Source organism: Nocardia sp. NPDC058176 (assembly GCF_042883805.1).
Lineage (GTDB): Bacteria > Actinomycetota > Actinomycetes > Mycobacteriales > Mycobacteriaceae > Nocardia.
Genome location: NZ_JBHVVA010000004.1, coordinates 26110 through 44146, shown reverse-complemented (window position 1 = coordinate 44146; position 18037 = coordinate 26110). Strand labels below are relative to the sequence as shown.

Here is an 18037-nt window from a genome sequence, read left to right as displayed (position 1 = left end):
CAGCAACGCTGAACGAGGAGGCAGTCCATGACCACAGCCAGGGACATCATGAAGCCGGGCGCGCAGTGGATCACCCGCGGTGACACCGTGGCAACCGCGGCGGCGGCGATGGCCGAGCTCGGTGTCGGCTCGCTCGTGGTCGCCGATGACGACGAGCGCATGTGCGGCATCATCACCGATCGCGACATCGTGGTGAAGTGCATCGCGCTCGGCCTGTCCCCGGAGACGACGACCGCGGCCGAGCTGTGCGAGTCGACCCCGCGCTGGGTCAGCGCCGATGCCGATGTGGAAGACGTGCTCGACCAGATGGAGAGTCACCGGATCAAGCGGATGCCGGTGATCGAGAACAAGCGGCTGGTCGGCATGATCAGCGAGGCCGATCTGGCCCGGCATCTCGACGACAATCAGCTCGGCGAGTTCGTCACCGCCATCTACGGGCGGCCCTGACCCCGCTCAGCTCAGATCGAGGTGGGTGTTCATCGACATGGCTTCTTCGGCCAGGTCGGTCAGCTCCACCACGCGCACGCCGTGCCTGCGGAGTTTGTCCACACCCTCGCACGCGGCGACGAACAGGCTCGGCTCGCGCCAGGCGATGACCACCGTGGGGATGCCCGCCGCCAGGATGCGGTCGGCACACGGTGGCCGGTTCGCGGTGGCGCGGGTCGAGCACGGTTCGAGGGTGCTGTAGATCGTGGCCCTGGTCAGCCGCGGGTCGTCGGGGTCGAGCTTGTTCAGCGCCGATTCCTCGGCGTGCACCTTCTCGTCGGTCTCGCGGGAGTAGCCGGTCGCGATCTCCACACCGTCGGCGACGATCACCGCGCCGACCGAATAGGCCGTGGCCCTGGGCGGGCACTGCCTGGCGAGCTCGATCGCCCTGTGCATGAATCGATGGTCGGTGTCGTCGGTACTACCTGCGCTCACGGAATTCCCCTGGTGGTCGGGAGTTATCCACAACTGTCGCCGGATGTGGATTCGGTCATGTTCAGGTGTGCAGCAATTCGCCGGACAAACTGTGGATAGTGACATTTTCCCAGGTAGAACACCTGATTTCAGTAACAGTCACACGTAGTTGCCGGGCTCGGCCGACGGGTCGACCAGGTAGTTCAGCACAGCGACATCCCCAAGTTGTTCCACACCCGCCAGCCGCAGCCGACGTTGTGCACCGCCGGGAAACCGCGCGGGTCCGACGAAGCGCGGGGCGGCCGGGTCGCCGACCAGGATCGGGGCGATCGCGAGCCGGATCTCGTCGACCAGATCCGCCGCGAGGAACCCCGTGTGCATCCCGGTGCCGCCCTCGACCATCAGGCGCTCGATGCCGCGCGCCCCGAGATCGTCGAGCAGCGCGGGCAGGGCAAGGCGCGAGCCGAGCACGACCACCTCGGCCGAACTGTCGAGGCGGCCACGCAGCCGGGCCGCGCCCGCCTCGGAGGTGTAGACGAGTTTGTCCCCACCGGTGTGCCAGAAACGCAGCTCGGGATCGAGGTCACCGGAATCGGTGACGGTCACCTTCACCGGATACTCCGGCTTGCCCGCGGCGATCCGCGCCGCCCTGCGCTCGGCGCTGTTCACCAGCAGCCGGGGATTGTCGGTGCGCAGGGTCCGCGCGCCGACCAGGATGGCGTCGGAGGCGGCGCGCACCTGATCGACCCGGTCGAAGTCGGCGCTGTTGGACAGCAGCAGGCGCTGCGCACTGGCGTCGTCGATGTAGCCGTCGAGGCTGGCCGCCACCGAGAGCAGGACCCGGGGACGCGTGGTCACGAGGTCACCAGCGCGGCGACCTCCGCCTCGAGCGCCGACACCAGAGCCTCCGACGGCCGTTCGCCGCACACCTCGAGCCAGTTGGCCAGCATCCGGTGCCCGCCCTGGGTGAGCACCGACTCCGGGTGGAACTGCACGCCGTGGATGGGCAGGCTGCGGTGGCGCATGGCCATCACGATGCCGCTCTCGGTGTGGCCGACCACTTCGAGCTCCTCGGGAATGGTCTCGGGGAGCACGGTGAGCGAGTGGTACCTGGTCGCGGTGAAGGGATCGGGCAGGCCGGCCAACACGCCGGAGCCGATGTGGAACACCGAGCTGGTCTTGCCGTGCAGCAGTTCCGGCGCCTTGGCCACGGTGCCGCCGAAGGCCTCGCCGATCGCCTGGTGGCCGAGGCACACCCCGAGCAGTGGGGTGCGATGCTTCGCCGCCGCGTGCACCAGCGGAATGCTCGCACCGGCCCGGTCGGGGCTGCCGGGGCCGGGGCTGACCAGCACACCGTCGAAGGTGCCGCCCGCGTCGCCGCGGGTGAGCAGTGTGTCGAGATCGGCGAGTCGCTGGTCGTCGTTGCGCCAGACCACGGCCTCGGCACCAAGCTGGCCGAGGTACTGCACCAGGTTGAACACGAAGCTGTCGTAGTTGTCGACGACCAATACACGCATGCGTCGAGAGTACGTGGCGAGCATGTGGGTCGTCGCATCCATTACCTGGTGGGATAGCCTAGAAGTACCTGTACGCCGAATTCGAGGACGTCATGCCCAAGTCCAAGGTCCGCAAGAAGGCCGACTATTCCCCGAGCCCAGCAAACCGCACCCCGATGAAGGTGAAAGCGGGCCCGTCGCCGGTCTGGTACGTCGCGATCATGCTTGGCTTCATGCTCGCCGGTCTGCTCTGGCTGATCGTCTACTACCTGGCCGCCGAGCAGATCGGCTGGATGAACGACCTGAACGCCTGGAACTTCCTGATCGGCTTCGGTCTGATGGTCGTCGGCCTGATCATGACCATGCGATGGCGCTGACCTCGCGCTCCGCACCGGATTACACCGGTGTTATTCATACACACCTGTGGATGAAGCTGTGGACAACTCGAGGACAAACGGGGGACGAAGCCGCGTGAACGCTGTGGAATCCGACGGCGCCACCTCGTGGACAACGCCCGTTTCAGCGCTCGTCGCGGTGACCGGCGGCGGATTCGTGCTGGTCGTGGCCGCGATTCTCGCCCAGGACGGGCCGAGCAGGCTGCTCGTCGGCCTCGCCGCGTTCGCCGTGCTCGCGATGGCGGTGCTCGGCGTCCGGCAGCGGCCCCGGCTGACGATGATTCCCGGACCCGCGCCGCGCCTGGTGATCGGCACGCTCACCGGTCCGAAGGAATACCCGCTCGACCGGATCGACCGGATCAGGATGGTCTCCTACCGCCGTCTCGGCCGCAAGAGCGCGATGCTCGAGGTCGACGTGCAGCACGGCGACACCGAGCGCCTGCTGATCTTCGGCCGCTGGGATCTGGGTACCAACCCACACGATGTGTACGACGCGCTGGTCGTCAACGGATTCGCCTCGGTCGCCGAGAGCTGAGCCGAACGACGTTTCACGTGAAGCAATGAACTCCCCGTCGCGAAGTCTCGCGGCGGGGAGTTCTCGCTGTGCGGCCGATCAGGACAGGGTGATCGAGGAGATCACGACCGGCTCGGTCGGGCGGTCGTTGCGATCGGTCTGCACCGAGGCGATCGCGTCGACCACCTTGCGCGAATCGGGGTCGACCACTTCACCGAAGATCGTGTGCTTGCGATTCAGATGCGGCTGCGCGCCGACGGTGACGAAGAACTGCGAGCCGTTGGTACCCGGTCCGGCATTGGCCATCGCGAGCAGGTAGCCGCGGTCGAAGCGCAGTTCCGGGTGGAACTCGTCGCCGAATTCGAAGCCGGGACCGCCGCGCCCGGTCCCGGTGGGATCACCGCCCTGGATCATGAACCCCGGGATCACCCGGTGGAAGACGGCGCCGTTGTAGAACGGGCCTGCGTCCGTGCCGCCGGCGTTGGCGGTGGTGTAGGGCGCACTGCCGTCGGCGAGGCCGACGAAGTTGCGCACCGTCTTGGGCGCGTGGTTACCGAAGAGCGCGATCTTGATGTCGCCGTGGTTGGTGTGCAGCGTCGCCACAGCGGTCTGGTTGGGTGAGGTCACGCGGGCTATGGTGCCATGTTCAACTCGCCGGGTGTTTGTGCCACAGTGGTGAAATGAAGCTTCGTAATCCGCTCATCGCGTCGCTGGCCATCGCCGGTGCGGGCGCCCTGGCCTATCTCGCCCGCAGCAAGCGCCCCCAGCTGCCCGAACCGGCCGCCGAACCGCCACGCCTCGGTTACTCGCGCAACGGCTCGGCGCCGGTCTCACGGTCGGAGACCGGCGCCCGCTGATGAGCCGCTACCGGCTCACCGTCCTCTTGTACTGACGCTGCGCCAGCGGCACGAACACCACCAGGATGACCACGACCCAGATCAGGGTCATCGCCGCCGGGTTCTGCAGCGACCAGGCCGTAGGCGGCGGCGCCAACGGATCGGTGTTGCCGAACAGGTTGCGGGTGGCCTGCGTGACCGCCGAGACCGGGTTCCATTCGGCGAAGACGCGCAGCGGAGTCGGCAGGTCCTGGATCGGCACGAACGTGTTGGCCAGGAAGGTGAGCGGGAAGATCACCATGAAACTGGCGTTGTTGAACACCTCGGGACTGCGAACCAGCAGGCCGACCACCGCCATGATCCACGAGATCGCGTAGGCGAACAGCAGCATCAGCGCGTAGGCGAGCACCGCGTCCAGAACCGAACCGCGGATCCGCCAGCCGACGATCAACCCGGTCACCGACATCACCACGAGGCTGACCACATTGATCACCACATCGCTGACCGTGCGCCCGACCAGCACCGCCGAGGGTGCCATCGGCAGCGACCGGAACCGGTCGATGATGCCCTTCTGCATGTCCTCGGCCAGGCCGGCGCCGGTGAACGAGGCGCCGAACACCACGGTCTGCACGAAGATGCCGACGATCAGGAATTCGCGGTAGCCACCCTCGACCCCGTCGATCTTGATCACCGAGCCGAACAGGTAGGCGAACAGCAGCACGAACATGATCGGCGACAAGGTCGAGAAGATCAGGACGTCGGGTACCCGCCTGATCTTGATGACATTGCGTTTGGCGATCGTGATGCTGTCGGTGACGACCATCCCCAGCCGTTCACCGAGCCCGGGGCGATGGATGTCGACGGTGTCGACGACGGTGCTCATCGAGCCTGTCCTTCCTTGGCGAGCTCGGCCTCCCCGTTGACGAGTTCTTCGGCCTCGTGCCCGGTGAGGGTGAGGAAGACATCGTCGAGGGACGGTCGGCGCAACGCGACGTCGTTGATCTTCAGTTTGTGTTCGGTGAGCCGTCCGATCGCGGTGACCAGATCCTGCGACCCGTCGGCCACCGGGATGACGAGCTTGCGCAGCCCCGGTTCCACATGGATCTCGCCGTCGGCCAGCCCGCTGAGGATCCGCTGCGCGTCGGCCAGTTCCTCGGCATCGGCGACGGTGAGTTCGATCCGGTCACCGCCCACCAGGGTCTTGAGCTCGTCGGCGGTGCCGCGGGCGATCACCTTGCCGTGGTCGATCACGCCGATGGCGTCGGCGAGCCGGTCGGCCTCTTCCATGTACTGGGTGGTGAGCAGCAGGGTGGTGCCGCCGGCGACGAGTTCCTCGATCACGTCCCACAGGTCGAGCCGGGCGCGCGGGTCCAGACCGGTGGTCGGTTCGTCGAGGAACAGCACCGGCGGGTTGGCCACCAGTGCGCCCGCGAGGTCGAGGCGCCTGCGCATGCCGCCGGAGTAGCCCTTCACCGGGCGGTCGGCGGCATCGGCGAGCCGGAACCGTTCGAGCAGTTCGCGCGCGCGTTCCTTGCTGCGCTTGACGCCGAGATGGTAGAGCCTGCCGACCATTTCGAGGTTCTCGAACCCGGTGAGGTATTCGTCGACGGCGGAGTACTGACCGGACGCGCCGATTCGCGAACGCAGCGTCTGCGGATCGCCGAGCACATCGACACCGGCGACCGTGGCCCGTCCCTCGTCGGGGACGAGCAGGGTGGTGAGCACGCGGACGGTGGTGGTCTTGCCCGCGCCGTTGGGACCGAGCAGCGCGGTGACGGTGCCTTCGGGAACCGACAGATCGAGCCCGTCGAGCGCGGTCACCCGTCCGTACCGTTTGACCAGCCCCTCGGCGACGATTGCGTCGGGCATGATTCTCCTGATGTCGTAGTTCGAACGAACGCTGTTGGCCCCAGTATTGCGGCACCCACCGACAAGTCGCATCCCCATTTCGCGGGTGTCGAACGGCCGGATGTACAGATGTGTTCGACATGCCGAGCGTCGCGACACGCGACGAATCGGACTGATTTCGGAGTGTGACCGCGAACGCAAGCCCCTGATCTTCGGGGCAACCGCGACCGTCACGACGAGAACATGTTCATCGACATTTGCCCGGAAAAGCTTGCGCACCAGGCGATTCCGAGTGCCGTAAGACAACCGTAGGGCGCACTCCCCCGGTGCCCGGCGAGTGCCGGGAACGCCTCCGACCACGCTCGACGCCCCCATCGCCGAAAAATCTCGGAAACTCCTCCGTTGCGCGTACACGAATTCCGCACACATCGCGTAGGATCGTTCACGTCGGCCCCTCCCCCCCGGGCCGACCCTACGCGGGCCTCGGCTAACTCCCCCCCTTCGCCGAGGCCCGCTCCCCATTTTCCGGCAAGGTCGCAGCTCGGGCCGACCCGCCGACGCGCACCGCCCCGAGCACCGTCACAGTCGGGCCACGAACCGGCGATCCCCCGGCAACCGCGACTATCGTCGCCCCATGGTGCCTGGCCGGGGCGTGATCGCCGCGGTCGTCGTTTCGATGACGATCGCGGTCGGCTGCGCCGCAACCACCGACGACGAGCCGGCCGCCACAACGACCGCGGAACTCCCACCGAACCAGGTCGCCGGGGTGGCCCTGCCCGCCGATGCGGTGAACGATGCCGTCGGCCGGCTCGACGAGCTGGCGGGATCGCTGATGGACAGCACCGGCATCCCCGGCATGGCCGTCGCCGTGGTCCATGGCGGAAAGACGGTGTACGCCAAGGGTTTCGGCGTCCGCGATGTCGGCTCGGGCGAGCCGATCGATCCGGACACCGTCTTCCAGCTCGCCTCGGTGTCGAAATCGGTGGCGGCCACCGTCGTGGCCAACCAGGTCGGCGCCGAGACGATCGACTGGACGACGCCGGTGACGACCCACCTGCCCACCTTCGCACTGGGCGATCCGGCCGTCACCGCCCAGCTCACCGTCGCCGACCTGCTCGCGCACCGCAGCGGCCTGCCCGATCACGCGGGCGATCGGCTCGAGGACCTCGGCTACGACCGGGCCACGGTCCTCGACCGGCTGCGCCTCGAACCGCTCGACCCGTTCCGGATCACCTACCAGTACACCAACTTCGGGTTCACCGCGGGCGCGGAGGCGGTCGCCGCAGCGGCCGGGACCGACTGGGCGCAGCTGTCCGCCGATGCCCTCTACGAACCGCTGGGCATGGACTCGACCAGCTCGCGCTTCACCGACTACGAGGCGCGCCCGAACCGCGCCGTCGGCCACGTCGACATCGACGGCGACTGGGTCGCCCGCTACGTGCGCGATCCCGACGCCCAGTCCCCCGCGGGCGGGGTGAGTTCCTCGGTGAACGACATGACCCGCTGGCTGACGATGCTGCTCGGCACCGGAACGAACGGGTCGACCACGATCGCCCCACCGGAAGCGCTGCTGCCCGCGATCACCCCGCAGGTGATCTCGACCCCCGCCGCGGCCGCCGACGCGCGAGCGGGCAACTACGGGTACGGCTTCAACGTGTCGACCTCGGCGGCGGGCCGCACCACCTACAGCCATTCCGGCGCCTTCGCCCTCGGCGCGGCGACCAGTTTCCTGGTGCTCCCGTCGGCGGACGTGGCGATCGTCGCCCTCACCAACGCGGCCCCGATCGGCGTGCCGGAGACGCTGACCGCCGAGTTCGCCGATCTGGTGCAGTTCGGCGAGATCCGCGAGGACTGGCGCACCCTCTACCGCGATGCCTTCGCCTCGATGGACGAGCCGGAAGGCGACCTGTCCGGCGAGACGGCACCCGCCGATCCCGCTCCGGCCAAAGAGCTGGCGGCCTATACCGGCACCTTCGACAGCGACTACTGGGGCCCGGCGATGATCACGACCGACGACACCGGCCTCGTCCTCACCATCGGCCCCGCCCAACGGCGCTATCCGCTGCGCCACTGGGACGGCGACACCTTCGCCTTCGAACTCCGCGGCGAGAACGCCCCACCGGGCAGCGTCTCCTCGGCGACCTTCACCGGCGACACGCTCACCCTCGACTACTTCGACGAGGACGGCCTCGGCACGTTCACCAGGGGCGGCTGATCACTCCGCGCCGTCAACGGCCCGCCACGCGGTGGTCAAGCGGGCGGCCCGCGCCTTGCCCGCCACCCCGAGCACCGGCGCGTCGCGCTCCCACCGGCTGCGCACCACCGGGTCGACCCGGTCCCACCACGGCGCCAGCTCCGCGCGCACCCGCGTGAGCATGTCGAAGACACCGCCCAGCGCGATGTGGGCGCCCGCCGAGCTCGGATCCTCGGCGCTCACGCCACGCACGGCCGCAAGCACCGCCAGCAGCTGCGCTACGGGCTCTACGGGCCACCGCGCCTGCCTGCCCACCCGCACCAGCCGACCGAGCACAGCGGCGACCACGTGCAGGTCCTCGACGGTCCGGAACGGCTTGAGATGGTCCGCGTAGCCGTCGCCGGGCAGCACCTCGCCGGGAGCGGCCGCGAACTCGACGGTGGCGTGCGGGACCTCGGGGACGAACGGCAGCTCGGGCAGCGGCGTCACCGTGATGCCGGGGGCGCTCGCGCGGACGAGGACCGTGCGCAGGCTCGACCTGCCGTCCGCGCGCACGCCCTCCTTGGCGATCACCACGAAACAGGTGGCGGCCGGGCCGAGGGTGGCGAAGGACTTGGTCCCGGTGACGGTGCCGTCGCCGGCGACGGTGGTCGTCATCGAGGACGGCCGCGCGCCCCCCGATTCGGTCGCGCACATCGCGGCCAGGTCGTCGGGCGCGAGCGCGGGGATCAGGGCGTGCAGGGCCTCCTGATAGCCGCCCAGGAACGCCGAACCCGTTTCCGCGCTGTCGAACCCGGCGATCGCGGCACGGTCCACCGAGTTCGCGAACCCGGCGCTGCGGGCACGGTGGCGCGCCCAGCCGGTCGCGAGATCTCCCGCGGGCGCGTCATCGGGTTCGGTGGTGAGCAGAAAATCGAAAACCGAGGCGTTCACACCTGTGGAGCCTAGGTGACCGGGCGCGCGCTCACTTCTCGGTCAACCGGATCACCGGGTACTCGCGGGTGGCTTTGCGCTGATACTTCTCGTACCGAGGCTGCGCGGCGACGATCCGCGCCCACGCCCGGTCCCGATCGGCACCGGCGAGCTTGTGCGCGGACACCGCCACGGCCGGGCTGCCCGGCAGTTCGATCGCGGCCTGGTCGGGGTGGGCCAGCAGATTGGCGTACCAGTCCGGATTGCGGCTGCCGCCGCCCGAGGCCACGATCAGCCGGGCCGCGTCGCCGTCGGTGAACCAGGACAGCGGCGACTGCCGCTGCTGACCGCTGCGCCGACCGACGGTGTGCAGGATGAGCATGTCCATCCCCATCATCTTGCCGGTGCCCTTACGCCGCAGCTTGGTGACCGTGCGCTCGTTCATCTTGCGCTGGAACCACAGCGACAACGCGCTGAACCCACTCTTGCTGTCTGCCATCTTCTCGCTGCCTCCCAGGTCACGGCGGTTCGTGTGGACGAATTCAACGCTAGGGGCCGAGCGGTGACCGGTGCTTCTCGATTCCTGACCGGCCGGGTACTACCCCGGCACGGCAGCCGGATACGACAAAACCCGCGACCCCGCTGGACAGCGGTGGTGCGGGTTGGAGAGGTGTTTGTGGAGCCTAGGAGATTCGAACTCCTGACATCCGCCTTGCAAAGGCGGCGCTCTGCCAACTGAGCTAAGGCCCCTTACCGGCGAACCGGCTACCGAATCAGCGGGTGGTGACCTCACGCCAGAGGTCGGCGTCATCGCGCTTGCGGAATTTGTTGATACCGATGAGAACCGCGATCACAACACCGACCGTGAGGACAATCTTCATGATTCCCACCCTACTTGTGATGTTCGGGAGTGGGCCTAGGAGGACTTGAACCTCCGACCTCTTCGTTATCAGCGAAGCGCTCTAACCGCCTGAGCTATAGGCCCGTAAGTTGTTCCGACCCCCTGCAGAAGCAGAGAACCGCAACGAGGAACGAGGTTACCCTACTCGCATCCTGATAACCAAAACGGCCGGTCAGGCCCATTTTCGGGGACTGACCGGCCGTCGGTGGAACAGCGGGTTTCTAGTCCGGATCGGCCAGGGTCACCTGGATGCCACCGACCAGATCGCAGCACTGGTTGTAGATGAACACGCCCACGGTCGCCAGCGCGGTGAACAGCACCACGTTGATCAGACCGATGACACCGGCGTAGCCGAAGACCGTGCCCGCGTCGATCAGGCTCGACGAACTGCCCTCCTGGTTCAGCATCTCGCCGAGCGAGTTGTCCAGGTTGTCCCACACACCCATGCCCGCGAGCACGATGTAGAGCAGGCCGACCGCCACCATCCACACGAAGAACAGCGCGATGCTGATCACCAGGGTGATCTTCAGCGTCGACCACGGATCGATCCGGCGGATCTGCACCGTCGCGCGCAGCGGCTCGCCCGACGCGGCGGCCGCGATGGCCACCGGTGCGGCGGGCGAGACCCCGGTCGGGGCGACGGCCCGCTGGCTCGGCGCACCCTGCTGCGGTGGCTGCGGCGCGAGCGGGACACCGGTCTGCGCCATCGGCATGTCGGATCCCGGATGGCGCACATCGGACAGATCCGGCATGTCCTTGACCAGTTCCGGCCGGGCGATGCTGCGGGTCGGCCCGTCGATACCGACGGACTTCACCATCGCCGCTTCCTTGCGGGCCGCCTTGGCCGCGAGGTCGGCGGTGGTGCGGGCATTGGACGCGCCGCTGCCCTTGAGCCCGCCGGCGGAACCCGACGACGGGCGCCCCTGGCTCGGCGACTCACCGGGCCGGTACAGGTTCGACTGCGGCTCACGCTGCGGCAGCTGCGCCCACCCGTCCTGATACGGCGACTTGCCCTTGCCGCCCGCCGGACCCTGACCGGGGCCAGGACCCTGTCCCTGACCGGGCCCGGGCGCGGGGGGCGGGGTGGGTTCGGTACCCATCCGCACCGTCGCCTGGTCGAACGATTCGCCCCCGGCGGCACCGGATTCCGGCGCCGCCGCACCTTCGGCCGGACCGCCCTGGCGAGGGATCGGCCGCGGCTGGATCGGAGACGAGGCGACCCGTTCGGTGACGCCGTTGGTCTGGTTCCGATCGTCGTTCGACTGATTCGGTGTGGTCAATGGAATCCTCAGATCCGTTCGTTGCCGCCGCTGGTTGGGTTATTGCTCCGAAGCCGCGTCGCCGGTGAGCTGATCGGGATCGGGCTCGTCGGCGTTGCGCGCGATCGCTAGCAAGGTATCGCCATCCGCGAGGTTCATCAATCGCACGCCCTTGGTCTGGCGCCCGGCTTTACGAACTTGCTTGGCCGCGGTACGGATGACGCCACCACTCGAGGTGATCGCGTACAACTCGTCCTCGTCGTCGACGATGAGCGCACCCACCAGGCTGCCACGCTTCGGGTCGTACTGAATTGTCAATACGCCTTTTCCGCCACGACCCTGCGCGGTGTACTCCTCGATCGCGGTGCGCTTGGCGTAGCCGCCCGCGGTCGCGACCAGCAGATACGTGTCGCTGCGCACCACGTTGAGCGAGAGCAGTTCGTCGTCGGTGTTGAAGCGCATGCCCTGCACACCGGAGGTGGCCCGGCCCATCGGGCGCAGCGCCTCGTCGGTCGCGGAGAACCGGATCGACTGCCCGTGCGCCGAGACCAGCAGCAGGTCGTCGTCGGAGGAGCACAGCACCGCGCCGACCAGCTCGTCGTCATCGCGCAGGTTCACCGCGACGATGCCGCCGGAGCGGTTGGAGTCGAAATCGGTGAGCTTGGATTTCTTCACCAGGCCCGCGCGTGTCGCGAGCACCAGGTACGGCGCGTCCTCGTAGGTCTTGAGCTGGATGATCTGGGCGATCTTCTCGTCCGGCTGGAAGGCCAGCAGGTTCGCCACGTGCTGACCACGCGCGGTCCGGTTGGCCTCGGGCAGCTCGTAGGCCTTGGCCCGGTAGACCCGGCCCTTGTTGGTGAAGAACAGCAGCCAGTCGTGGGTGGAGGAGACGAAGAAGTGCTTGACGATGTCGTCCTGCTTGAGCCCGGCGCCCATCACGCCCTTGCCGCCGCGCTTCTGCGAGCGGTACAGGTCGGTCTTGGTGCGCTTGGCGTAGCCGGTCTCGGTGATCGTGACGACCACGTCCTCGCGGGCGATCAGATCCTCGTCGGCGACGTCACCGTCGTTGGCGATGATCCTGGTCCGCCGGTCGTCGCCGTACTTCTCGACGATCTCGGCCAGCTCGTCGCGCACGATCGCGCGCTGGCGTTCCGGCTTCTCCAGGATGTCCTTGTAATCGGCGATCTCGAGCTCGATCTTGGCCAGATCGTCGACGATCTTCTGCCGCTCCAGCGCCGAGAGGCGACGCAGCTGCATGTCCAGGATCGCGGTCGACTGGATCTCGTCGATGTCGAGCAGCTGCATCAGGCCGGTACGCGCGGTGTCGGTGTTGGCCGAGCGCCGGATCAGCGCGATGACCTCGTCGAGCAGGTCCAGCGCCTTGACCAGGCCGCGCAGGATGTGGGCCCGCTCCTCGGCCTTGCGCAGCAGGTAGCGGGTGCGCCGCACGATCACGTCGAGCTGATGATCGGTGTAGTAGCGGATCATCTGGTCAAGGCGCAGGGTGCGCGGCACGCCGTCGACGATCGAGAGCATGTTCGCGCCGAAGCTGGTCTGCAGCTGGGTGTGCTTGTACAGGTTGTTCAGCACGACCTTGGCGACCGCGTCGCGCTTGACCGTCACCACGATGCGCATGCCGACGCGGTCGGAGGACTCGTCGTGGATATCGGAGATACCCGCGATCTTGCCGTCCTTGACCTGCTCGGCGATCGAGTTGATGAAGTTGTCGGTGTTGACCTGGTACGGCAGTTCGGTGATGACGATCTGCGTCTGCCCGCGGCTGCCCTCCTCGATCTCGACCACACCGCGCATGCGGATCGAGCCGCGACCGGTGGTGTAGGCGTCGTGGATGCCCTGGCCGCCGACGATCAGGCCGTGGGTCGGGAAGTCCGGGCCCTTGACCCGCTCCATGCACGCGGCGAGGGTGGTCTCCTCGTCGGCGTCGTAGTTCTCCAGCGCCCAGTAGATGGCCTCGGCCAGCTCGTTGAGGTTGTGCGGCGGGATGTTGGTCGCCATGCCGACCGCGATGCCGTTGCTGCCGTTCATCAACAGGGCGGGCACGCGGGCGGGCAGCACGGTCGGCTCCTGCGAGCGACCGTCGTAGTTGGGCACGAAATCGACGGTCTCGCTGTCGATGTCGCGCAGCATCTCCATCGCCAGCGGCGTCAGGCGGCACTCGGTGTAGCGCATGGCGGCCGCGCCGTCGTTGCCGCGGGAACCGAAGTTGCCCTGGCCGTCGACCAGCGGATAGCGCAGCGACCAGGGCTGGGCCATGCGCACGAGCGTGTCGTAGATCGACGAGTCGCCGTGCGGGTGGTAGTTGCCCATGGTCTCGGCGACCGGGCGCGCGGACTTCACGTAGCCGCGGTCGGGACGGTAGCCGTTGTCGTACATCGCGTAGAGCACGCGGCGGTGCACCGGCTTGAGGCCGTCGCGCACATCGGGCAGCGCGCGGCCGACGATCACGCTCATCGCGTAATCGATGTAGCTGCTCTGCATCTCGTTCTGGATGTCGACCGGTTCGATCCGGTCGCCCGCACCACCGTTGGGCGGCAGCGTGGTCTCAGTCATCAATTCTCCTTCGAGGACCTGGCGTGGGGACGGGCGCGCGCGGCGGCGCAGCTCCGGCTACACGTCGAGGAAGCGGACGTCCTTGGCATTGCGGGTGATGAAGCTGCGACGTGCCTCCACGTCCTCGCCCATCAGCACGGAGAACAGCTCGTCGGCCGCGGCCGCGTCGTCGAGCGTCACCTGACGAAGCACCCGCACCGCGGGGTCCATGGTGGTCTCCCACAGTTCCTTGGCGTTCATCTCGCCCAGACCCTTGTAGCGCTGGACGCCGTCGTCCTTGTTGATCTTCTTGCCCGCGGCCAGACCGGCCTCGAGCAGCGCGTCGCGCTCCCGGTCGGAGTAGGCGAACTCCGGCTCGGTCCGCATCCACTTGAGCTTGTACAGCGGCGGCTGGGCGAGGAACACGTGACCGTGCTCGACCAGCGGGCGCATGAAGCGGAACAGCAGCGTGAGCAGCAGCGTCGCGATGTGCTGGCCGTCGACGTCGGCGTCGGCCATCAGGATGATCTTGTTGTAGCGCAGCTTGGCGATGTCGAACTCGTCGTGGATGCCGGTGCCGAACGCGGTGATGATCGACTGGACCTCGTTGTTCTTGAGGACGCGGTCGATGCGGGCCTTCTCGACGTTGATGATCTTGCCGCGCAGCGGCAGGATCGCCTGGTACATCGAGTCGCGGCCGGACTTGGCCGAGCCGCCGGCGGAGTCACCCTCGACGATGTAGATCTCGCACTTGCCCGGATCCTTGGAGCGGCAGTCGGCCAGCTTGCCGGGCAGTCCGCCCAGGTCGGTCGCCGACTTGCGACGCACCAGCTCGCGCGCCTTGCGGGCGGCCATCCGGGCCTGCGCCGAGGACACCGCCTTCTGCACGATGGTCTTCGCGTCGGCCGGGTTGGCCTCGAACCAGTGCTGCAGGTGCTCGTTGCAGGCGCGCTGCACGAACGACTTGACCTCGGTGTTGCCGAGCTTGGTCTTGGTCTGGCCCTCGAACTGCGGCTCGCCGACCTTGACGCTCACGATGGCGGCCAGGCCCTCGCGGATGTCGTCACCGGTGAGGTTGCCGTCCTTCTCCTTGAGGAGCTTCTTCTCCTTGGCGTACTTGTTGACCACCGTGGTCAGCGCCGCGCGGAAGCCCTCTTCGTGGGTGCCGCCCTCATGGGTGTTGATCGTGTTGGCGAAGGTGTGCACCGACTCGGAGTAGCCCGAGTTCCACTGCATCGCGACCTCGAGCTCGTGGCCGGTGCCCTTGCCGGTGAAGCCGACGACCGAGTTGTGGATGGCCGACTTGGTGCGGTTGATGTGGCGGACGAAGTCCACCAGGCCGCCCGGGTAGTGGTAGGTGCGGGTCTTGACCTTGTGCACAACCGCCTCGGCGGCGACTTCCTCGGCATCCTTGGGCGCCTCGGCGGTCTCGCTGACCACCTCGTCGGTGATGTCGGTGTCGCTGACCCGCTCGTCGGTGAGCTTGATGGTGAGGCCCTTGTTGAGGAAGGCCATCTCCTGCAGACGGCGCGAGACCGTCTCGAAGTTGTAGTTGGTGGTCTCGAAGATGTCCGGATCGGCCCAGAATCGCACCGTGGTGCCGGTGGCCTTGGTCGGCTCGCCCTGCGCCAGCTTGCCGGGCTTGGCGTCCTTGTAGGTCTGGCTCCAGTGGTAGCCGTCGACGTCGATCTCCACCTCGACCTTGGTGGACAGCGCGTTCACCACCGAGATACCGACGCCGTGCAGACCACCCGAGACCGCGTAGGAATCGGAGTCGAACTTGCCGCCCGCGTGCAGCTGGGTCATGACGACCTCGACCGTCGGCACGCCCTGGGCGTGCATCCCGACCGGGATGCCTCGACCGTCGTCGATGACCTCGACGCCGCCGTCGGCGAGCAGGGTCACCTCGACCTTGGTGGCGTAGCCGGCCATCGCCTCGTCGACCGAGTTGTCCACAACCTCCCAGATGAGGTGGTGCAGACCGCGTTCACCGGTGGAACCGATGTACATGCCGGGGCGCTTGCGCACCGCTTCCAGGCCCTCGAGGACCGTGATGGAGGAGGCACCGTAGCCCGAATTGTTGCCCGATGCGTTGGAGTCGTTGGCAGCCACTTCTCGGTAGCTCTCCTTACTTGCTGATCCCTGGCGCAGCGATCGGGCAGCACGAACACGGACTGCACAGCACGCGCCGAGGGTTCGCCGCTGGTTACGTCACCATCCTACTGGTAAGCCCAACTTACAGTGCACCTACGACACCCCTAACGTCGCCGTGAATGCAAGAAATCGCCTCACGCCGACTCGCGTCCGCCTCGCTCGGGTTTCCGTCCGGCAGAGCTGGCGTGAGAGTTGCGTTTCGCGGTTCCACGTGAAACGCCGCCACGCGGAGGCAGGCCATGGCCGAAGTTATCCACAGGCGCTATCCACATGTCCACAACTTCGGGGGCTCAGAGCCGTGCCGTCGCAAGGGATCTCGGGCTGGTCACCGTTCGGCTACCCGTAGGTGTCGCGCGGTCCGCGGCCCTTGATGTGGCGCTCGCCCTTGCGCCAGCTGGGTGCGGCGGGACCGGTGATCCGCAGCGAGGTGACCACGCCCTGCCCGACCGCGGCATTGATCTTGGCCAGGATCTGGCTCTGCAGCATGCGCAGCTGGGTGGCCCACGCGGTGGACTCGGCGGCGATCTTGAGTACACCGCCCTCGAGCGTCACCGGCGTGGCGTGCGAGGCGATGTCCTCGCCGACGACACTGGTCCACCGGCCGAACACCATGCCCTCGGCCACCTTGCCCGACCAGCCACGACTCTTCGCGATCGAGCCGGTGAGGGCGGACAGCAGCTGGGGATCGCGCGCGTCGGGACCGGCACCGGACCAGCCGGTGCGGCGCCTGCCACCGGCGCGCAGCTTGCGGACCGGCGAGGCCCGCCCCTGGCCGACCGACTTTCCGTTGGCCTTGGCCGCGGCGCGCGCCTCTTCCAGGGCACGGCGGGCCAGATCGATCCCACGCAGTTCCGGTGCGGGCTCTTCCTGCACAGGTTTCCGCCTTCCGGTGTCGATGCTGGCCGAGTGCGGATCGAGTCTACGCCCAGCCGCCGACAGCTCCGCCGCACACCGAGCTGGCATATGTCCAGCATGTTGCCGGTTTTCCACAGGGTCTGTTGATAACTATCGCCATCTGTGCATATCTTCGGATCATCCGCCACGGATCATTCGCCCCGTAAACTTCCACTATGGGCAGTGGCAGACCGCCGACGACGAGGATCGTTCTCGAGACCGTTCGGCTGCCGAACACGTTCGACTGGCTCTTCCGGCAGGGGCTGCTGAAATCGCCCAACGCCAAGCGGCTCGCGATGATCGGCATCGACCACTGGAACGGCCGGGAACCGACACCGTCGATCCAGGCGCCGGACAAGCCGAAGGCCGCCGTCACCCACGATCGTGCCGCGGTCGCGTCGTGGACGTTCGGCGGCGCGGCGGCGGGCAGCGGTGCCGCCGCGATGAACATGGCGGCAGTCCTGCCGCTCGTCCCGGTGGCGGCCGGGTCCGCCGTGCTCGCCACCGCGGCACTCGCCGCGCTGTGGGGCTCCCGTACCGCCACGCGCGAGTACCGGGCCCGGCTCGTCGCCGCGCAGGAAGATCACGATCGGCGACACCGCACCGACGCGACCGTCGCCGAGCTGATCCCGCTCAAGGCGGCGGCCACCCGCGAGGAGGGCAGGCTCGCCCTGGCGGCCGTCCTCGTCGCCGCCGACATCGCCGATTCGCCCGCGTGGACCAGCGAACTGCTCGACGACCACCACGGCCGGATCGACCTCGATCTGCACATCGCCCAGATCGCCTACAGCGGTGGCGAGATCAGCAGGCTCCGCGACGCCATGGCGCTCCCGACCCGGATCGACCTCACCGCCGACACCGATATCGCGCCGATCGTCGAGAAGAACGAGGAACACCTCGCCGAACGCCTGGAGACCCTGGCCCTGCGGGTTCGCGCGCTGCTCGACTACCGCGGCGGGATCCGGACCCTGGAACCGCTCATCGCGAAGCGGGCGTGGATCGAGAATCAGCCGGCCGACATCACCGGTGCCGGTCCGACCGACGAGCTGGCCGCCTCCGACCTGGACCGGGCCACCGACGACATCAACAGCGGGACACGCGCCGCTGTCGAATACCTCGTCGAGCAGGCGAAACGCACACGCCTCATCCGCTGACCGTGCGGATGTCCCCCGCGCCGGCTGCGC

The 18037-nt window shown here is 67.8% G+C and carries 19 protein-coding genes and 2 tRNA genes; 6 read left to right on the top strand and 15 right to left on the bottom strand.

All coding sequences use genetic code 11. The annotated features are described in order from the left end of the window. Nucleotides 1-27 precede the first annotated feature (27 nt). Nucleotides 28-447, top strand: coding sequence for a CBS domain-containing protein (locus ACFVVM_RS21570; RefSeq protein ID WP_387621017.1), 420 nt, complete (start codon nt 28-30; stop codon nt 445-447). Nucleotides 448-453: 6 nt separating this feature from the next. Here ACFVVM_RS21570 and ACFVVM_RS21565 read toward each other — a convergent pair whose 3' ends face one another. From ACFVVM_RS21565 to ACFVVM_RS21555, 3 genes are all read right to left on the bottom strand, one after another. Further along, nucleotides 454-921, bottom strand: coding sequence for a deaminase (locus tag ACFVVM_RS21565; protein WP_387621015.1), 468 nt, complete (start codon nt 919-921; stop codon nt 454-456). Between the two features lie 138 nt (nt 922-1059). Continuing rightward, on the bottom strand, nt 1060-1758 hold the full coding sequence (locus ACFVVM_RS21560; protein WP_387621012.1) for a RibD family protein: 699 nt from the start codon (nt 1756-1758) through the stop codon (nt 1060-1062). Beyond that, nucleotides 1755-2417, bottom strand: a complete 663-nt coding sequence (locus ACFVVM_RS21555; RefSeq protein ID WP_387621010.1) for an aminodeoxychorismate/anthranilate synthase component II — start codon at nt 2415-2417, stop codon at nt 1755-1757. The genes ACFVVM_RS21560 and ACFVVM_RS21555 overlap by 4 nt, the downstream gene beginning before the upstream one ends. A 92-nt stretch (nt 2418-2509) precedes the next feature. Here ACFVVM_RS21555 and crgA point away from each other — a divergent pair, with 92 nt between their 5' ends. Both crgA and ACFVVM_RS21545 read left to right on the top strand, forming a co-directional pair. Next, nucleotides 2510-2773, top strand: coding sequence for a cell division protein CrgA (gene crgA / locus ACFVVM_RS21550; RefSeq protein ID WP_387621008.1), 264 nt, complete (start codon nt 2510-2512; stop codon nt 2771-2773). A gap of 103 nt (nt 2774-2876) precedes the next feature. Further along, complete coding sequence (locus ACFVVM_RS21545) at nt 2877-3326, top strand: PH domain-containing protein (RefSeq protein WP_387622304.1); 450 nt, start codon at nt 2877-2879, stop codon at nt 3324-3326. A gap of 78 nt (nt 3327-3404) precedes the next feature. Here the strand turns inward: ACFVVM_RS21545 and ACFVVM_RS21540 are convergent, their stop codons facing one another. Further along, nucleotides 3405-3932 (bottom strand): peptidylprolyl isomerase, encoded by a 528-nt coding sequence (locus ACFVVM_RS21540; protein ID WP_387621005.1) that lies wholly within the window; start codon nt 3930-3932, stop codon nt 3405-3407. Between the two features lie 53 nt (nt 3933-3985). Here ACFVVM_RS21540 and ACFVVM_RS21535 point away from each other — a divergent pair, with 53 nt between their 5' ends. Then, nucleotides 3986-4162: a hypothetical protein gene (locus ACFVVM_RS21535; protein WP_387621003.1), complete on the top strand. Its 177-nt coding sequence runs from the start codon at nt 3986-3988 to the stop codon at nt 4160-4162. Between the two features lie 7 nt (nt 4163-4169). Here ACFVVM_RS21535 and ACFVVM_RS21530 read toward each other — a convergent pair whose 3' ends face one another. Together ACFVVM_RS21530 and ACFVVM_RS21525 are read right to left on the bottom strand one after the other, a co-directional pair. Then, entirely contained in the window at nt 4170-4964 is a 795-nt protein-coding gene (locus ACFVVM_RS21530) for an ABC transporter permease (RefSeq protein ID WP_387622301.1), read from the bottom strand. 56 nt (nt 4965-5020) lie between these two features. Then, on the bottom strand, nt 5021-6010 hold the full coding sequence (locus ACFVVM_RS21525; protein ID WP_387621001.1) for an ATP-binding cassette domain-containing protein: 990 nt from the start codon (nt 6008-6010) through the stop codon (nt 5021-5023). Between the two features lie 613 nt (nt 6011-6623). Here ACFVVM_RS21525 and ACFVVM_RS21520 point away from each other — a divergent pair. Then, nucleotides 6624-8204 carry a serine hydrolase gene (locus ACFVVM_RS21520; protein ID WP_387620998.1) on the top strand — a complete coding sequence of 527 codons (1581 nt, stop codon included), beginning with the start codon at nt 6624-6626 and terminating at the stop codon, nt 8202-8204. Here ACFVVM_RS21520 and ACFVVM_RS21515 read toward each other — a convergent pair whose 3' ends face one another. From ACFVVM_RS21515 to ACFVVM_RS21475, 9 genes are all read right to left on the bottom strand, one after another. Then, nucleotides 8205-9116: an acyl-CoA dehydrogenase family protein gene (locus ACFVVM_RS21515; RefSeq protein WP_387620995.1), complete on the bottom strand. Its 912-nt coding sequence runs from the start codon at nt 9114-9116 to the stop codon at nt 8205-8207. A gap of 31 nt (nt 9117-9147) precedes the next feature. Beyond that, the gene (locus ACFVVM_RS21510) at nt 9148-9594 is read right to left on the bottom strand and encodes a nitroreductase family deazaflavin-dependent oxidoreductase (RefSeq protein ID WP_387620992.1); all 447 of its coding nucleotides are present in this window, start codon (nt 9592-9594) and stop codon (nt 9148-9150) included. 178 nt (nt 9595-9772) lie between these two features. After that, a tRNA-Ala gene (locus tag ACFVVM_RS21505) sits at nt 9773-9845 on the bottom strand. Between the two features lie 23 nt (nt 9846-9868). Next, nucleotides 9869-9976, bottom strand: a complete 108-nt coding sequence (locus ACFVVM_RS21500; protein ID WP_240505149.1) for a DLW-39 family protein — start codon at nt 9974-9976, stop codon at nt 9869-9871. A 30-nt stretch (nt 9977-10006) separates the two neighbouring features. Continuing rightward, nucleotides 10007-10080, bottom strand: a tRNA-Ile gene (locus ACFVVM_RS21495). A 137-nt stretch (nt 10081-10217) separates the two neighbouring features. Next, complete coding sequence (locus ACFVVM_RS21490) at nt 10218-11276, bottom strand: DUF3566 domain-containing protein (RefSeq protein ID WP_387620989.1); 1059 nt, start codon at nt 11274-11276, stop codon at nt 10218-10220. Between the two features lie 39 nt (nt 11277-11315). After that, nucleotides 11316-13826 carry a DNA gyrase subunit A gene (gene gyrA / locus ACFVVM_RS21485; RefSeq protein ID WP_387620986.1) on the bottom strand — a complete coding sequence of 837 codons (2511 nt, stop codon included), beginning with the start codon at nt 13824-13826 and terminating at the stop codon, nt 11316-11318. A 57-nt stretch (nt 13827-13883) separates the two neighbouring features. Then, entirely contained in the window at nt 13884-15917 is a 2034-nt protein-coding gene (gene gyrB, locus ACFVVM_RS21480; RefSeq protein WP_387620984.1) for a DNA topoisomerase (ATP-hydrolyzing) subunit B, read from the bottom strand. 378 nt (nt 15918-16295) lie between these two features. After that, on the bottom strand, nt 16296-16832 hold the full coding sequence (locus ACFVVM_RS21475) for a DUF721 family protein (protein ID WP_387620981.1): 537 nt from the start codon (nt 16830-16832) through the stop codon (nt 16296-16298). A 197-nt stretch (nt 16833-17029) separates the two neighbouring features. On the opposite strand from ACFVVM_RS21475, the gene ACFVVM_RS21470 reads away from it, so the two are divergent. Beyond that, nucleotides 17030-18007, top strand: coding sequence for a hypothetical protein (locus ACFVVM_RS21470; RefSeq protein WP_387620979.1), 978 nt, complete (start codon nt 17030-17032; stop codon nt 18005-18007). Nucleotides 18008-18037: the final 30 nt, after the last annotated feature.